The sequence below is a fragment of the Campylobacter concisus genome, assembly GCF_003048375.1.
GTDB lineage: Bacteria > Campylobacterota > Campylobacteria > Campylobacterales > Campylobacteraceae > Campylobacter_A > Campylobacter_A concisus_T.
Map to the genome: position 1 here is coordinate 119,518 of NZ_CP021642.1, position 15,609 is coordinate 135,126.

The 15,609-nt window shown below is 42.1% G+C and carries 17 protein-coding genes; 3 read left to right on the forward strand and 14 right to left on the reverse strand.

The genetic code is table 11. The features are described from left to right. Nucleotides 1–47: 47 nt before the first annotated feature. A complete protein-coding gene (gene typA, locus CCS77_RS00650) occupies nt 48–1,850 on the forward strand; it encodes a translational GTPase TypA (RefSeq protein ID WP_004317297.1) in 1,803 nt (600 codons plus the stop codon). 893 nt (nt 1,851–2,743) lie between these two features. On the opposite strand, the gene CCS77_RS00655 is transcribed toward typA, so the two are convergent. From CCS77_RS00655 to CCS77_RS00680, 6 genes are read right to left on the reverse strand one after another with little or no spacing between them, the layout of a single operon-like run. Continuing rightward, entirely contained in the window at nt 2,744–3,166 is a 423-nt protein-coding gene (locus CCS77_RS00655) for a Sua5 YciO YrdC YwlC family protein (RefSeq protein WP_107916264.1), read from the reverse strand. After that, complete coding sequence (locus CCS77_RS00660) at nt 3,144–4,046, reverse strand: DMT family transporter (RefSeq protein ID WP_107916265.1); 903 nt, start codon at nt 4,044–4,046, stop codon at nt 3,144–3,146. Before CCS77_RS00660 ends, CCS77_RS00655 begins: the two co-directional genes overlap by 23 nt. A 5-nt stretch (nt 4,047–4,051) precedes the next feature. Continuing rightward, complete coding sequence (locus CCS77_RS00665) at nt 4,052–4,729, reverse strand: DUF799 domain-containing protein (protein ID WP_107916266.1); 678 nt, start codon at nt 4,727–4,729, stop codon at nt 4,052–4,054. Further along, nucleotides 4,719–5,123: a DUF4810 domain-containing protein gene (locus CCS77_RS00670; protein ID WP_107916267.1), complete on the reverse strand. Its 405-nt coding sequence runs from the start codon at nt 5,121–5,123 to the stop codon at nt 4,719–4,721. The genes CCS77_RS00665 and CCS77_RS00670 overlap by 11 nt, the downstream gene beginning before the upstream one ends. After that, nucleotides 5,108–5,776 (reverse strand): CsgG/HfaB family protein, encoded by a 669-nt coding sequence (locus CCS77_RS00675; RefSeq protein WP_107916268.1) that lies wholly within the window; start codon nt 5,774–5,776, stop codon nt 5,108–5,110. The genes CCS77_RS00670 and CCS77_RS00675 overlap by 16 nt, the downstream gene beginning before the upstream one ends. Nucleotides 5,777–5,820: 44 nt before the next feature. Beyond that, on the reverse strand, nt 5,821–7,173 hold the full coding sequence (locus CCS77_RS00680) for an MATE family efflux transporter (protein ID WP_107916269.1): 1,353 nt from the start codon (nt 7,171–7,173) through the stop codon (nt 5,821–5,823). 151 nt (nt 7,174–7,324) lie between these two features. Between CCS77_RS00680 and CCS77_RS00685 the strand changes: the two genes are divergently transcribed. Further along, nucleotides 7,325–8,104, forward strand: a complete 780-nt coding sequence (locus tag CCS77_RS00685) for an acyl-CoA dehydratase activase (RefSeq protein ID WP_107916270.1) — start codon at nt 7,325–7,327, stop codon at nt 8,102–8,104. After that, nucleotides 8,091–9,248 carry a double-cubane-cluster-containing anaerobic reductase gene (locus tag CCS77_RS00690; RefSeq protein WP_107916271.1) on the forward strand — a complete coding sequence of 386 codons (1,158 nt, stop codon included), beginning with the start codon at nt 8,091–8,093 and terminating at the stop codon, nt 9,246–9,248. The genes CCS77_RS00685 and CCS77_RS00690 overlap by 14 nt, the downstream gene beginning before the upstream one ends. A 111-nt stretch (nt 9,249–9,359) precedes the next feature. Here the strand turns inward: CCS77_RS00690 and CCS77_RS00695 are convergent, their stop codons facing one another. The 8 genes from CCS77_RS00695 to CCS77_RS00730 all read right to left on the reverse strand — a co-directional run bounded on the left by CCS77_RS00695 (nt 9,360) and on the right by CCS77_RS00730 (nt 15,608). Further along, nucleotides 9,360–10,025 (reverse strand): hypothetical protein, encoded by a 666-nt coding sequence (locus tag CCS77_RS00695; protein ID WP_107916272.1) that lies wholly within the window; start codon nt 10,023–10,025, stop codon nt 9,360–9,362. A gap of 97 nt (nt 10,026–10,122) precedes the next feature. Further along, nucleotides 10,123–10,803, reverse strand: coding sequence for a hypothetical protein (locus CCS77_RS00700; RefSeq protein ID WP_107916273.1), 681 nt, complete (start codon nt 10,801–10,803; stop codon nt 10,123–10,125). Continuing rightward, nucleotides 10,800–12,137, reverse strand: a complete 1,338-nt coding sequence (purF, locus tag CCS77_RS00705; RefSeq protein ID WP_107916274.1) for an amidophosphoribosyltransferase — start codon at nt 12,135–12,137, stop codon at nt 10,800–10,802. The genes CCS77_RS00700 and purF overlap by 4 nt, the downstream gene beginning before the upstream one ends. Nucleotides 12,138–12,397: 260 nt before the next feature. Further along, entirely contained in the window at nt 12,398–13,168 is a 771-nt protein-coding gene (gene dapB / locus CCS77_RS00710) for a 4-hydroxy-tetrahydrodipicolinate reductase (protein ID WP_103574145.1), read from the reverse strand. A 317-nt stretch (nt 13,169–13,485) separates the two neighbouring features. Continuing rightward, nucleotides 13,486–14,424 carry an NAD(P)/FAD-dependent oxidoreductase gene (locus tag CCS77_RS00715; RefSeq protein WP_087586840.1) on the reverse strand — a complete coding sequence of 313 codons (939 nt, stop codon included), beginning with the start codon at nt 14,422–14,424 and terminating at the stop codon, nt 13,486–13,488. A gap of 9 nt (nt 14,425–14,433) precedes the next feature. Then, nucleotides 14,434–14,880, reverse strand: a complete 447-nt coding sequence (locus tag CCS77_RS00720) for a hypothetical protein (protein WP_103570517.1) — start codon at nt 14,878–14,880, stop codon at nt 14,434–14,436. Continuing rightward, on the reverse strand, nt 14,880–15,194 hold the full coding sequence (trxA, locus tag CCS77_RS00725; RefSeq protein ID WP_087586842.1) for a thioredoxin: 315 nt from the start codon (nt 15,192–15,194) through the stop codon (nt 14,880–14,882). Before trxA ends, CCS77_RS00720 begins: the two co-directional genes overlap by 1 nt. Before the next feature lie 72 nt (nt 15,195–15,266). Then, a complete protein-coding gene (locus CCS77_RS00730; protein WP_107916275.1) occupies nt 15,267–15,608 on the reverse strand; it encodes a YraN family protein in 342 nt (113 codons plus the stop codon). Between the last annotated feature and the right edge of the window lies 1 nt (nt 15,609).

A 15,609-nucleotide genomic window follows, 5' to 3' on the forward strand; every position in this document is an offset into this window, starting at 1 on the left:
TCTTTTTAATTATAATCCATACCTTTAAATAAATTCAAGGATAACATTTGGAAAAGATACGAAATATAGCCGTTATCGCGCACGTCGACCACGGTAAAACAACAATGGTTGATGAGCTTTTGAAGCAGTCAGGAACATTTAACGAGCATCAAAACCTTGGCGAGCGTGTAATGGATAGCAACGACATCGAAAGAGAGCGTGGCATCACGATCCTTTCTAAAAACACCGCTATTCGCTACAAAGATACAAAGATCAACATCATAGACACCCCAGGCCACGCCGACTTTGGTGGCGAGGTAGAGCGTGTTCTTAAGATGGTTGATGGCGTTTTGCTGCTTGTTGATGCGCAAGAAGGCGTTATGCCACAAACTAAATTTGTCGTCAAAAAGGCGCTCTCACTTGGACTTCGCCCAATCGTCGTCGTAAATAAGATAGACAAACCTGCAGGCGATCCAGACCGCGTTATAAATGAAATTTTTGACCTTTTTGTCGCACTTGATGCAAATGACGAGCAGTTAGAATTTCCAGTCGTTTATGCAGCTGCTAAAAATGGCTACGCAAAGCTAAAACTAAGCGATGAAAACAAAGATATGCAGCCACTTTTCGAGACTATCCTAGCTCACGTACCAGCCCCAAGCGGCAGCGACGAGAACCCGCTTCAGCTTCAAGTTTTTACGCTTGATTATGATAATTACGTCGGCAAGATCGGCATCGCGAGGATTTTTAACGGCAAGATAGCTAAAAACCAAAACGTCATGCTTGCAAAGGCTGATGGCACAAAGACAACTGGTAGAATTTCAAAACTCATCGGCTTTATGGGACTTGATAGGATCGATATAAACGAGGCTGGCACTGGCGACATCGTAGCGATCGCTGGCTTTGACGCGCTTGACGTTGGCGATAGCGTCGTTGATCCAAACAACCCTCATCCACTTGATCCGCTCCATATCGAAGAGCCAACCCTTAGCGTTGTATTTTCTGTAAATGATGGCCCACTAGCAGGCACTGAGGGCAAACACGTCACATCAAACAAGATCGATGAGCGCCTTGCAAATGAGATGAAGACAAATATCGCGATGAAGTATGAAAACATCGGCGAGGGCAAATTTAAAGTAAGCGGCCGTGGCGAGCTTCAGATCACCATCTTGGCTGAAAATATGCGCCGCGAGGGCTATGAGTTTTTACTTGGCAGACCTGAGGTCATCGTAAAAGAGATAAACGGCGTAAAATGCGAGCCATACGAGCTTTTGGTTATCGACGCGCCTGATGATACGACAGGCACTGTCATAGAAAAACTAGGCAAAAGAAAAGCTGAAATGGTCTCTATGAACCCAACAGGCGACGGTCAAACAAGGATCGAATTTGAGATCCCAGCGCGCGGACTTATCGGCTTTAGAAGCCAGTTTTTGACTGATACAAAAGGCGAGGGCGTTATGAACCACAGCTTTTTGGAGTTTAGACCACTAAGCGGCACCGTCGAGCACAGAACAAATGGCGCGCTAGTTTCTATGGAAAACGGCGTAACGCTTGCTTATTCGCTATTTAACTTGCAAGATCGTGGCGTGCTATTTCTTGATCCGCAAGCAAAAGTCTATGTGGGCATGATCATCGGCGAGCACAGCCGTCCAAACGACCTTGACGTAAATCCTATCAAGGGTAAAAACCTAACAAACGTGCGTGCAAGTGGTAGTGACGATGCGATCAAGCTTGTCCCACCTAGAAAGCTAAGCTTAGAGCGTGCGCTAGAGTGGATAGAAGATGACGAGCTAGTCGAGGTTACGCCTATAAATATCCGCGTTCGTAAGCGCTATCTAGACCCAACAGAGCGCAAAAGAAAAGCAAAACTATAATCCAAATTTGCTAGCAAAATCCCTTTGGTACCAGCCAAAGGGGCTAGCAAGTGAAATTTAATCCCAAAAGCAAATTTAATAATCTAGTTTGTAAATTTATCTGCTTGTGCCAAATGGAGCTGGCTAAATTTAGTCAAATTTGGGTTTTGGCTGCTGTAAATTTATAAAAGCTACTTTTTGTTTTTTGGGTTCTGGCGCTTCAAATTTATAAATTTATGCTTGATAAGTAAATTTGTCTGATCTGATGCCACCACAAGAAATTTATAGAGTAGTTTGCGTTTTACAAAGACTATTTTGCCCGTGAAAACGCAACTAGCTGTGGTGATTAAATTTGCTTTTTTGAATTTACGAAAGGGTTAAATTTTGGTTTTAATGGCTGTTAAATTTACTCACTTTGCTATCTCTGTATCCAAATTTTGATAGTGGCTAAAATTTTAAATTTGTGGCTTGACTGATTTTACTTGCGTGGTTGTGGTGGCGTTGCGTAGAATAGCTACTTTATCCGCACAAAATGAGCTAAATTTAATGAAATTTAGTCCTTTCTTACTCTAAATTTGTAAATTTATGCGAGTTGGCGGAGCCTGAATGACTTAAATTTGGTCTTAGTGTGCAACTTTAGATATTGGCGCAAATTTATATCGGCTGGTGCTTAGCTAAAGTTTGTGACTTTAAATTTCAAAAAAGATAGTCTGGAGCGAGGTTTATAGTAATATATAGGCTAAATTTAGTTTGGATACTTGTAAATTTATCTAATTAGTAGATTAAATTTAGACCTTGTCTAAAAAACTAGCTTTTAAAATCGCTCTTGCAAGCTGTGAAATTTAGCAAATTTTTATCACTTTAAGCTACAAGAAAACAGCCTAAATTTATAAAAGTGCAGGGCGCAAATTTAACTAACGGATCTTTTTTAGTTTTGACTTTGAAATTTTATAAATTTTTGATGGTGTATCTTCAAAAAAACGTTCATCAACAACTTCATCAGCCACGCCTCTAGCCCAAGCTTCATCAAATTTCATACCATTTTTGTTTGCACTACTTGAGTAAAGCCAGTCAAATTTGCTTAAGAATTTCTCATGTTCGCACTCTTTTACGACCCTGATCGCCTTTAAATTTGGATATAAAAATGTCGTCTTACTTGAGCGACGGATGAAATTTTTATACTTTTTTGGCGCTCTAGCAAGCCCATTTAAAACGCTAAATTTAGCTGTCGTGATGAGGCAAGGCTTGCCTTCACTTCGCATTTTGGCGTGGTTTATCTCCTTGTAGTCTTTGCTTAAAAAGCCAGCCGTTGTGTCAGTTTGCGCTAGGTATATCATCTCTCTTCTTTGAAAGTAAAAATATGCATGATATGATGAGAGCAAAGCCTAAAAAGTCCCAAAAGACAAATTTTGTCCCAAGCCAAAAGTAGCCAAAAAATGCCGCGCTTAGTGGCTCTATGCAGGCTATCATGCTGGCTTTTGAGGCGCCAATGAGCTTGACTCCAGTCATATAAAAGCTAAATGCAAATATCGTGCCAAGCGTGATGACGGCGAGAAATGCTAGCCACTGCGCCGTGCCACTAAGCCCCGCAAACTCCCACACTCTCATATAAAGGCAAAGCACCACGCCACCTATCACCATGCCCCAGCCAAGCGTGAGCGTGACTGAGTATTTGGCATTTAGCCTTGCGGGAGCTAGGTTATAAACGCAGACGCAAACAGCGCTTACTAAGCACCAAAATAGCGCTTCTGGTGAGATGACAAGGGCTGAAATTTGCGCGTGCGTAGCAAGAAAAAAGACGCCAAGCATCGCGCATAGTAGTGCTAAAATTTCAAGCGGTCTTGGCGCTCGCTTCTCTTTTAGGCAGATGATGGCTAGGATGAGAACTGGCGCGGTGTATTGAATGACGGTCGCAACTGCGGCGTTTGAGAGCTCGATCGAGTAAAAGTAAGCATACTGCGTCATCATTAACCCAAGCAGAGCGTATATAAAAAGCTCGGCCATCAGTTTTACGTCAGTAAGTGGCGCAAAAACGGCTTTTTTAGCCTTAAAAGCGTAGTAGAGTACGATAAAAGCGCCAGCTAGCAAGAGCCTATAAGGCACTAAAAAATCAGCGCTAATGCCTTGCGAGAAGAGATACTGCCCGCAAACTCCACTAAATCCCCAAAGCACGCCACCAACTAGCGTAAGAAGCACTCCAAGTTGATGGCTGGGCATTAAATTTATCTATCTTTATGTAGCTGGGCGTCTTTGCCGTAGTGAGGCGAGTATGGCCCATAAAGTATGCAGTCGCGGCAGTTTCTAGAAAAGAGGTAGGCATCAGCTCTTACTGCTAGGTCGTATGATCTATCTGAGATGGTGTTTGCTACCTGCGTGATGACGGCTGAGACTAGCATGCCAAGCAGGCTGTTTTGTCCATTACCGCTATCCTCTGCAGCTGCTGCCTCACCCTGCCAGAGCGTCGCGCCACTTTTTATATCGACTAGCTTTGCTTCAAGCACTACCTTTGTCGAGCTTGAGACCACGACGTAGCTTGTGCCGTAGTCTTTTATGTTTATGTAAAGCACGCTATCGGCGTGAAAAATTTTATCAAGTTTATTTAGTGGCACGGCTGCGATCTCGCTTGGCTCGGTTATGCCATTTTGCTTAAATGTATCATTTACAAGAGCCACTGGAAATACATAGTATCCAGCCTCGCTAAGTGGGGCTACTGAGTTAGCCAGAACCGCTGCTGAGCCAGCAACCTCGGTGCTATCGTTTGTTGGCATGAGCACTAGGATGGAGCGTGGCTTTTTTTGCAAAAAGGCTGAGTAGTCGTATGGCTCAGGCTCTTTGAAAGAACAACCCGTAAAAAATATCGCAAGAAGTGTCACAGCTATAAATTTCAGGCTATTTTTCATCTTTCGCTCCCTCTTTTTTGCTCTGCTTTTTTGGGGTTAAATTTTTAGAGCCCTTGATGAAATTTATAAATTCTCTTGACTCTGGGAAATTTTGCACCTCTTTGTCAAAATTTGCATTTGCAGCGCCTAAATTCCCGTTATTTAAGTATAAAAGTCCAAGGTGCGCGTATAGTCCTGGCGCAACCTTGTAGCCCCTTTGGGTTGAGGTTTGCACTAAATTTTCTAAGCGTGAAATTTGCTCGGTTGCGTCGCCATCTTCGTTTAGATAGCTATATAGCGAGCTGCTATATGTGCCGTCCCAGTAGTAAAGCGACCTTGGGCCACTTGCGTTGCTGCACCCTGCTAGCACGAGGGCAAGAGCGCCAAGGCAGGCAAGCTTTATTTTACTTGCCATGCTCCGCTTTCTATGCCATTTACTAGGTTATTTACCGCTTCAACTATCGCTAGGCTTAGCACCTTGCCATTTAGCGTAGAGTCGTATCCTGCGGTGCCGCCAAAGCCGATGATCTCTCTGTTTGAAAGGGTGTATTCGCCAGCGCCACTAACTGAGTAGACGACCTCAGCCGTTTTGGTATCGACAACATTTAAATTTACCTTTGAGTAGGCGGTTTGCTTTTTACCTTTGCCAAGTATGCCAAATAGCTGGTGATCGCCTGTTGTCTTGCGTCCAAACTCAGTCACATCGCCAGTTATCACATATCTTGAGCCTTTTAAATTTTGAGCCTCTTTGCTTAGCTCGCTCTCTTGTTTGAGGACTGACATATTTGATCTCTCAAGCACCAAAAATCTACCGCTTTGCTGTAAATTTGTAATTAGGATACTTTGAGCTTGGTTGCCAAGTCTATCCTCGCCGTCGCTAAAAACGCCATTACCGTAGTTTGATTGGTTATTAAAGCGGCCAATAGAAACTGAGACTTTTTTGCCGTTATAAACTGAGCTGTAGCTTGCTACTTTTGGAGTTTCGACCACTCTTGAGCTCTCGCTTGCACACCCTGCAAAAAGCGCTGCGATCACTAGAGCTGCACTAAATTTTAAAACATTTTTCATCTTTATCCTTTGTGACAAAATCGTGTGTATATTACTACTTTTTTTTAAATGGCTCGAAATTTCATCCACGTGCCATTTGCGTATCTACGCACAAAGAGCACTGCCTTTACCGCCCAGTCGGCAAACATCGCAAACCAAGTGCCTATCATGCCAAGATTAAATGTAAGCGCAAAGATATAAGCTAGCACGATCCTGCAGGCAAACATGCAGGCTAAATTTACTATCATCGGGTATTTTGCGTCCCCAGCTGCTCGAAAAACGGTCGGATAGGTGTAGGCAAGCGGCCAGATGAGGCACATCGCGATGCCGTGATACCAGACGATCTGCCTTGTTAAATTTATGGCCTCGCTAGAGAGATTATAAACGCGAAGTAGCGGCTCAAGAAGCAGTAACACGGCAGCCGTGCTAAAAAGCTGCACGATGTAGATGCTTAGCATCGATTTTCTTACGTAAAATTTAGCCTGATTGAAGTCATTTGCGCCGATGCATCTAGCTACGACGACGCTTAGGCCTGTGCCTATCGCCATGCCAGGGAGCACCTGAAACATCACGATAGTCCCGCCCACGGCATTTGCAGCGATGCTTGCCGTGCCAAAGAGCGAAACAAGGCTCAAAACGATGATGCGACCCACGTAAAACATCGAATTTTCAAAGCCATAAGGCACGCCGATATTTAAAATTTTCTTGATGATCTCGTAGTCAAATTTATAGATAAAGCTCTTTCTTATGTGAAGTTTTAGCTTTATATCAAGTAGCAGATAGACTATGACAAAGCAGGCGATCGCTCTTGCTATGAGCGTGCTAATGGCGATGCCAAGCACCCCTGTGTGAAATGTGTAGATGCTAATGGCAGTTAGCAGCACATTTAGTAAATTTGCAGCCGCCATGATATACATAGGTAGCTTTGCGTTTGACATCGTGCGAAAGATCGCCGCAGCTGCTGCATAGACGGCTAGAAAGGGCGCTGAAATGGCGGAGAAAACGAGGTAGTGGCTAGCATCGCTCCTTACTTGCTCGCCGATATCGCCAAAGACTTTGTCTAAGATGAGATCTTTTAAAATGATGATGGCAAGGGCTATAAAGATGGCAAAAATTAGGCTAAACCAAACTAGCTGATCGGCGGTATTTCTGGCGTTGCCACTTTGTTTGCTGCCTAGATACTGGCTAGCGACCACCGAGCCACCAGTGGCTATGGCGGTAAATATACTAATAAATAGCGCCATGACAAACTCCACAAGACTTACCGCACTCACTGCACTTTCGCTAACGCTTGCTGCCATTAGCGAGTTTGCAAGGCCTAGGCTATACTCTAAAAACTGCTCTACGGCGATAGGGAAAAAGAGCCTTGCAAGGTCGGCATTTGAGAAAAATCTCTGCTCGTTTGTCAAATTTTTCAAATTTCATCCCCTTTGTAAAGTGTGGGTAAATTATAAATTTTAAAAGGTGAAAAGGCTATAAATTCTGGGTCTTATTTATTGACAAATTTGTCTTAAAGTGAGTAAAATCACGCCAGTTCTAAGTTTTAGAAAGACCTTTTTTGGATACAAAATGCACTCAATCGGTATTGATATAGGCTCAACTTCTGCAAAAGTTGCCGTCATAGAGGCAAGTAGCGGCGAGATAAAGGAGCTATTTTTACTCCCAACTGGCTGGAGCAGCGCAGATACTGCCATGCTTATAAAAGAGCGAGTTTTAGCTTTAAACCTTGGCGAGCTTTATTTTACTGCGACAGGTTACGGCAGAGTTTCGGTGCCATACGCTGACAAAACCCTTACAGAGATCACCTGTCACGCGCTTGGGGCGCACTACTTTTGCAAAAGCGACTGCACGGTTATAGACGTGGGCGGACAAGATACGAAGGCTATCAAGCTTGAAAATGGCTCGGTGATGGACTTTACGATGAATGACAAGTGTTCAGCCGGCACTGGTAAATTTCTTGAAGTGATGTCAAACCGCCTTGGAGTTAGGTTTGATGAGCTTACACGCCTTGCTAAAAATAGCGACAAAGATATATCCATAAGCTCGATGTGCACGGTCTTTGCAGAGTCTGAGATCATAAGCCTCATCGCTCAAAACGTCTCACGAGAAAATATCGCAAAAGCGGTGATCGTCTCAGCTATAAATAAAATTTCAAATTTGGTCAAAAAACAGGCAAATACGAGCTATTTCTTAAGCGGTGGCTTTAGTAAGAGCGAGTATGTGAGAGAAAATTTAGAAGTGTGCTTGCAAGCTAAAGTAAGCACGCACGAAGATGCGATCTACTGCGGTGCGATAGGCGCTAGCCTTGCAGGGATAAGAAATTTAAGGAGAGAAAATGGCGATAAATGAGAGTATGAGTCTGAGCGAAATTTTCGCTACTTATGATGGCGCTAAGAAAAATTTAGCCCAAAATGTCGAAGCAGTCAAAAATAGCGGCCAAAAGATCGCGGCTATCTTTTGCACCTACACACCAAGGGAGGTCATCCACGCGGCAAACGCTTATAGCGTGAGTGTCTGCGCAACTGGCGATAACGCGGTTGTTGAGGGCGAAAAGTATCTGCCTAAAAACTTCTGTCCGCTCATAAAAGCAAGCTACGGCTTTGCAAAAGCGAACAAATGCCCATTTGTGCGAAACTCTGATATCGTTATCGGCGAGACGACATGCGACGGCAAGAAGAAGATGTATGAGCTAATGGGCGAATTTAAAGATGTGCATGTCATGCATTTGCCACATTTCAAGAGCCAAAAGAGCTTGGAGATTTGGCAAGATGAGGTCAGGGAGCTAAAAGAGCGTCTTGAGGCTAAATTTGGCGTGAGCGTGAGCGATGAGGAGCTTAGAAACTCTATCAGGCTATTTAACAAAGAGCGCGAGCTAATGGGAGAAATTCAAAATTTCATGAAGCTAACGCCACCACCGATGAATGGCAAAGAGCTGCACGCACTGCTATATGGAAATGGTTTTATATTTGATAAAGAGGAACAGATAAGCGACCTTGAGATCATCGTTGAGAAGCTAAAAGAGTGCGTGAGAGATAAAATCTCACCCGTGCATAAGGACGCCAAGCGCATCATCATCACAGGCTGTCCAAGTGGCGGGGTCTATGATAAGATCGTGCCAGCCATAGAAGAGGCAGGCGGCGTCGTGGTAGCTTACGAAAACTGCACTGGGACTAAAAATTTTAGCAACCTAATCGATGAAAATGATGATCCAATTAGCGCCATAGCAAAACGCTACATGGCGATACCTTGCTCGATCATGTCGCCAAATAAAGAGAGAGAAAATGTGCTGCAAGAGATGATAAAAGAGTATAAGGCGGACGGCGTGATCGACGTTGTGCTGCAAGCCTGTCACACCTACAATGTAGAAACTGCCAATATAAAAAGGGCGTGCAACGACGTAGATACACCTTATATGGCGCTTGAGACGGACTTTTCTACAAGCGATGCTGGGCAGATCAAGACAAGGCTCGAGGCATTTATAGAGATGCTTTAGGATAAATTTAAAAGAACAGGGGGCTAAATTTAGCTTTAAATTTAAAGTGGCTGACTTGAAATGCAGTGAAATTTACAAGTCAGCTAAATTTAATGAAAATACTTTATTTAATTACTTTATCTTTTCTAAAAGCAACCAGCTTGAATAACCACCGTGGATATATCGCATGTGCTTATAATCATAAAGAACCGAATTCCACTTCTCATCACCATTTTTCATCTTATCGTTATACTCTTTAGTCTTTTTTCTATCGCCTAAATACTTATACATGTCGCGTAGATCTCTACATATATAGGCACTTTTTAGTTCATTGCAGCCATATTCAAGCATTTTTACATCTGCTTTTGACTCAGAAAGGGCTTTTGCATAATCAAATTCTTGATTTTTTATTTTTGTGTAATCATCACTTCTTTTTGAAAAATAAACTATTTTATATTTAATTAAATCAATAGCTGGTATATTGCACGCTGGAGCAAATTTTTTATCGTAGCAGTATTCTGGAATGGTTTTTTCGTAGAATTTTATAACCTTTTTAAGGTCTTTACTCTCTAAAGCTTCTAATTTTTCTAGCGAAAGACAACCTAGATCATTGCCTTTATCAAAGCACCAGTATTTAGCATTGTCACCGCCAATTTCTTTAGTATTTTTCTGAATAAATTCTTTCTCCCCACTATAATCATAGTTAGGCTTTTCTCTACTACTTCCAAAGCCCCAAGCATATACGCTACTTATGGCTAACACACTGGCTAAGACTGAAGCTAAAATTTGCTTTTTCATCTTTATACTCTCCTTTTTTTAGTTAAAAAGGCATTCTACCCCCCCCCGTGCTTAAAATAAATTTTAAAAGGGTGCAGGCCCATGAAAAAGTCTAAATTTATTGTGTAAGTGCCTGCTGAAAAGTGCAGAGTATGTCAAGTAGTCTGCCAAGCTTTTGCATATCATTTAAGAAAAGCTGGTTTGATTTTTGTGTAAAATCTTTAGCTTCTTCTAGGATTTTAGGCTCAGCAATGCTATAAGCAAACTCCTTTTTTAGGATTTTTGCGCCCTTTTTATAAACAAATTTTGCATCAATTAAACTTGCAAAAAAGCTATCATCTCTTAAGTAGTAGTTGGTGCTCGCATTTACAAAAACTGGCTTTTGAGCTAAAAACTCAGCGCAAACGCCATTTGGTGATCTAAATTTAACACTCTCAACCACATCAGGCCTTATCTCATAAAATCTTATCTCGCTAGCTTTTTTAAGAGCTAAAACGTCACTAGCTTTGTTTAAATTTATAGAGGCGCTATCTGCTTCAATGATGTTTATAACGCCTTTTACTAGAGAGTAAGCACTTGTAGTTTTATTTTGATCAAGAAAATTTATCATGCCAAAAAATGGCACGCTGGCATTTTTATCAGATAAATTTGGCATGCTTTTTATTAGTAGCTGCTGCTTTTTGCCATTTAGCTCAAAGTAGCTCACCATGATGGAAATTTCATCCTTTTTGCTAGGTGCCTTTTGCGAGCAGCCCGCAAAAAAGAGCGCTACAAGTAGCAAAACTACTAAATTTCTCATTTTATGAAGTAATCACCATCAAAGCTTACAAGCGAGTATTTTCTCTCGTTACCGATGCTCTCTTTAAGCTCATCGATACTCAAAAACTCCAAGCTGTCAGCTCCGATGTACTCTCTGACCTCTTCAACGCTTTTTTTGGCGCTTATTAGCTCCTCAAAGCTTGGTGTGTCGATGCCGTATCGCTCAGGATACTTTAGCTCAGGGCACGCAACTCTGAAGTGAATTTCTTTCGCCCCTGCGTGTCTTAAGAGATCGACCACCTTTTTAGAAGTGGTGCCTCGAACGATGCTATCATCGATCACGACGATGCTTTTACCAGCTAGCACGCTTGACATTGGGTTAAGTTTTAGTTTGACCTTTAAATTTCTCATCTCTTGGCTTGGCTCGATAAATGTCCTGCCCACATAGTGGTTTCTGGTGATGGCCAGCTCAAATGGAATTTTGCTCTCGTTTGCGTATCCAAGCGCCGCCGGCACGCCACTATCTGGCACAGGCACGACAAAATCAGCCTTTACCTTGCTCTTTCTAGCTAGCACCTCGCCCATCTTTTTTCTCACTTCATAGACGCTTTTGCCCTCTATGACGCTATCTGGGCGCGCAAAGTAGATGTACTCAAAGGCGCAAATTCTAGGCTCTGGCTCGAAAATTTGCAAGCTTTGAAACTCGCTCTTGCCATGCTCAAAAACTATCATCTCGCCAGGTCTAACATCTCTTATAAATGTTGCTCCCACAAGGTCAAATGCGCAAGTCTCGCTAGCTACGATGTATCCGCCATCTTTTAGCCTACCAAGGCTTAGTGGCCTAACACCCCAGCGGTCTCTTATGGCAAAGGTTTTGTGGCGTGACTGCACGAGCAAGCAGTAAGCGCCTTTTATCTTATCAAGTGCTGCGATGATGCGATCTTGTAGGTGTTCGTCGTGGTTTCTTGCGATGAGGTGGATGATGTTTTCTGTGTCCATATTTGTCTGAAATATCGCGCCATCTTTGATGAGCTCGTTTCTAACCTCGTCTTTATTGACCAAATTTCCGTTGTGAACGATCGAGATTTGACCTAGGGCATAGTTGGCGGCTATTGGCTGGGCGTCACGGCCTGAGTTTTTGCCAGCTGTTGCGTAGCGGTTGTGACCGATCGCCATGTCGCCTTTTAATGAGCTTAAGATCTCTTCGTTAAAGACCTCGGTGACTAGGCCGTTGCCCTTGTGAGTGGAGATCTCGCCGTCGTTACAGACGCTGATGCCACTTGCCTCTTGACCGCGGTGTTGCATAGAAAATAGCGCATAATACGCCGTTTTTGCCGCATCCTTAGAATTTATGATACCAACTATCGCACACATCTTTTATCCTCTTTTCATCTTTTTAAATTTCATCTTTGCAGTTAAATTTCATAGCCAACGCCTAAGCAGCATATTATCCAAAATTCTGGCACATTCGCCGCTATTTGCACCATTTATAACAATCCACATGCGCTAAAACTAAATTTCATCATCTCAAATCAAATTCATTAGCTCTTAAATTTTGACGCTTTTTGCGCTCTGGCAGGTAGAATTTATCGCCAAATTCTAGCTTGTAGCTCTTTATATCATCAAGCTTAAATTTAATCATCAAGCCCCAAACTATCATCTATCGAGTATAGGCCGCTGCTCTGATTTTTTAGCCAGATGGCAGCCTTAATGGCACCTTTTGAAAAAGTCGCTCTACTAGTTGCGGTGTGGTTAAGCTCGATAAATTCGCCGTCATTATAAAAGCCAACCGTGTGACGACCGACCACGTCGCCTCCACGAAGTGCCATAACTGCGATCTCGTCTTTGCTTCTTGCACCCACCATGCCAGCTCTGCCAGTTACTAAGACATCTTTTAAATTTAGATCCCTTGCCTCTGCCACACAGCCAGCCAAAGTCATCGCAGTGCCACTTGGAGCGTCCTTTTTGTGTCTGTGGTGCTGCTCGACGATCTCTATATCAAATTCTCTTAAAACTTTTGAAGCTATCCTTGCTATGCGGTTTAACACTGCTACGCCTAGACTCATGTTTGTTGCGTAGAGTATTGGCATAGTGCCTGATGCTAGGTGAAGTAAGTTTTTCTCGTCGTCATTTAGTCCTGTTGTGCCGATGACTAGTGGTTTTGGGTTGGTTCTAGCGTAGTTTAGTAGTGCTACGGTCGCCTCTTTTTGGCTAAAGTCGATGATAACGTCGCACGCTTCAAAAAATTTAGCAAAGTCGTTTGTCAAAAGCTCGCTACTTAAATTTTCAACTTCATTTTTTTGGCTAAAAGCGACGCTTAAAGTGGCGTCTTTTTCATCTTTTAAACAAGAGATGATACTCTGAGCCATCTTGCCACTAGCGCCGTAAAGTCCTATTTTTACCAAAATTTATCCTTTGATTTTTGGTTGAAATTTAACATAAAATTTATTATAGAGAGATTACGAAATGGCTTTTGAAGATAGCTATTTGAGGCTAGAATTTAATTAAAAATTAGCATTTTGGTAATTATTAGACGCACCCACTTTTACCTATTTTGTGTAAAAAGGCTATTACACTATGCCTTAGAGTTATTTTATTAATGAAATTTTGAAAAAATGTTCTGATTAGCCTAAAAACCAAGCAATTTTGAAATGTAAATTTTTGCTAAAAATGTTTATTTTGAAAGAGAAATTTAGCCAAAAAATTTGGCTAAATTTGAGTATTAATGTAAGCTTTCTATGTAGCTCATAGCGCTAAGTGCAGCCACAGCGCCGTCACCTGCTGCTACGATGACTTGTTTTGGAGCGTCCTCTCTGATGTCACCTGCTACAAAGAGCCCTTTTAGGCTAGTTTGCATCTTAAGGTCGGTCTTGACCTGTCCGCCATCAGCCATTTCGCAGATAAATTTGCCGTTTTCATCTTTTAAAATTTCGTTATTTACATTTAGTCCGACAAAGGTGAAAATGCCCGGCACATCAAGCACACGCTCGCCATTTTTAGTATCAAGCACGATCTTTGTTAGGCCCATCTTATCGCCAAGCGCTTCTTTTACAGTCGCACTTGTTATAAACTCGATCTTTTCATTTTTTCTAGCTTTTTCAACGGTTGTTGGCGCTGCTCTAAACTCGTCACGTCTATGCACAAGATAAACTTTTGAGCAGATATTTGCTAGGTAAAGTGCCTCTTCAACAGCTGTGTCGCCACCACCAAGGACGGCTACCTCTTTGTTTTTGTAAAAGAAGCCATCGCATGTCGCGCATGTGCTAACGCCTTTGCCAAAGAACTCGTCCTCGCCTTTAAAGCCAGCACGTCTTGGAGTTGAGCCAGTCGCTACGATGACAGCCTTTGCCTGCTCGCTCTTGCCGCCTTCAAGTAAAATTTCAAAGCTGCCGTCACTATTTTTTCTAACGCCAACGACGTTTGCCCACTTATGAACTAGCCCAAATGCACTGCACTGCTTCCACCAAGTGCTCATAAAATCAAAGCCGCTCTCGCCAGGGGCTTTTTGACCTGGGTAGTTTTCTATCTCTGAGCTCGAGGTGATCTGACCACCAGGCTCGCCTTTTTCAAACATTACAACATTTTTTAATCCGCCTCTAGTGGCGTAAAGTCCGGCGCTTAGTCCTGCTGGGCCGCCTCCGATGATCGCTAAATCAAGCATAAATTTCCTTTATTCTAAAACATTTATGGACGAATTTTGTTTGTAAATTTCGCCCCTTTGATGAACTATCTCAACACTGCTAGGTAGCTTCGTGATGCTTAAATTTCGCATAAGCTCTAGGACCGTATTTATATCTGAGCTTATGTATTTTAGTGTTGAGTTTGACTCATATCTTTTTTGAAAGATATCGATCGCCACAATTGTTTCATTTTTGGTTGGTAAAATTTCGTCTAATTTTGATTGATTTGAGCTGAAGATTAAAAGCGTGTATTTTGGCTCTTTTGGAGTGAAAATTTCGCTTTTTTCGTAAAAAACTAGCTTCGCAAAATCAACAAATTTATATTGTGAAAAACGATAGTTGCTATACGCAAATGCAGCCGCTATCATAGCTGCACCAAAAAATGAACCAAATATATAGGTAAGAGGAAGCAGACTTCCTCTTCTTTTTTCGCCCATTAAAGAAGCGAATTTAGTTTGTCAGTTAGGGCTTGTTTTGACTGCGCACCGACCATTTGCTCAACTAGCTCGCCATTTTTGAAAAATAGCAATGTTGGGATCGATCTGATGCCAAACTCAACTGCAAGATCTTGCACTTCATCAGTATTTACCTTGCAAATTTTCGCTCTGCCCTCGAAGTCTTCAGCAAGCTCTTCGATCACTGGAGCTAGCATACGGCAAGGTCCGCACCATGGAGCCCAGAAATCTACTAGAGCAACGCCTTCTTTTGTTACATCAAAATTTTCTTTTGTGAGTTCGATGTATTTTCCCATTTGTTCTCCTTATTTTAAGATGTGGCAATTATACAAAATCAAATTTAAATTTTAGATAAATAATAAATTTTATTATAAACTAATATTTTCTATCAACTCGAAATTTTCATTTTTTACAACAAGCAGATCGAGTTGAAAGTCTCTGTTTGGCTCATTTTTCATCATATAAAAATTTATCGTTTTTAAAATTTTCATATATTTCGCCTTGTTTAGACGGTACTGGGCCTCGTATTTTCCGCTAGTTGCTTTTACCTCTATAAAGTGCAAAATTTTATCGCTACTAAGAGCGATGATGTCGATCTCACCAAATTTAGAGTGGAAATTTCTCTCTAAAATGACAAAATCAAGCTCACGCAAAAACTCGCAAGCCCTGTCTTCAGAGCTCTTGCCAAAGAGATACTCTTTTAGCCCCAAA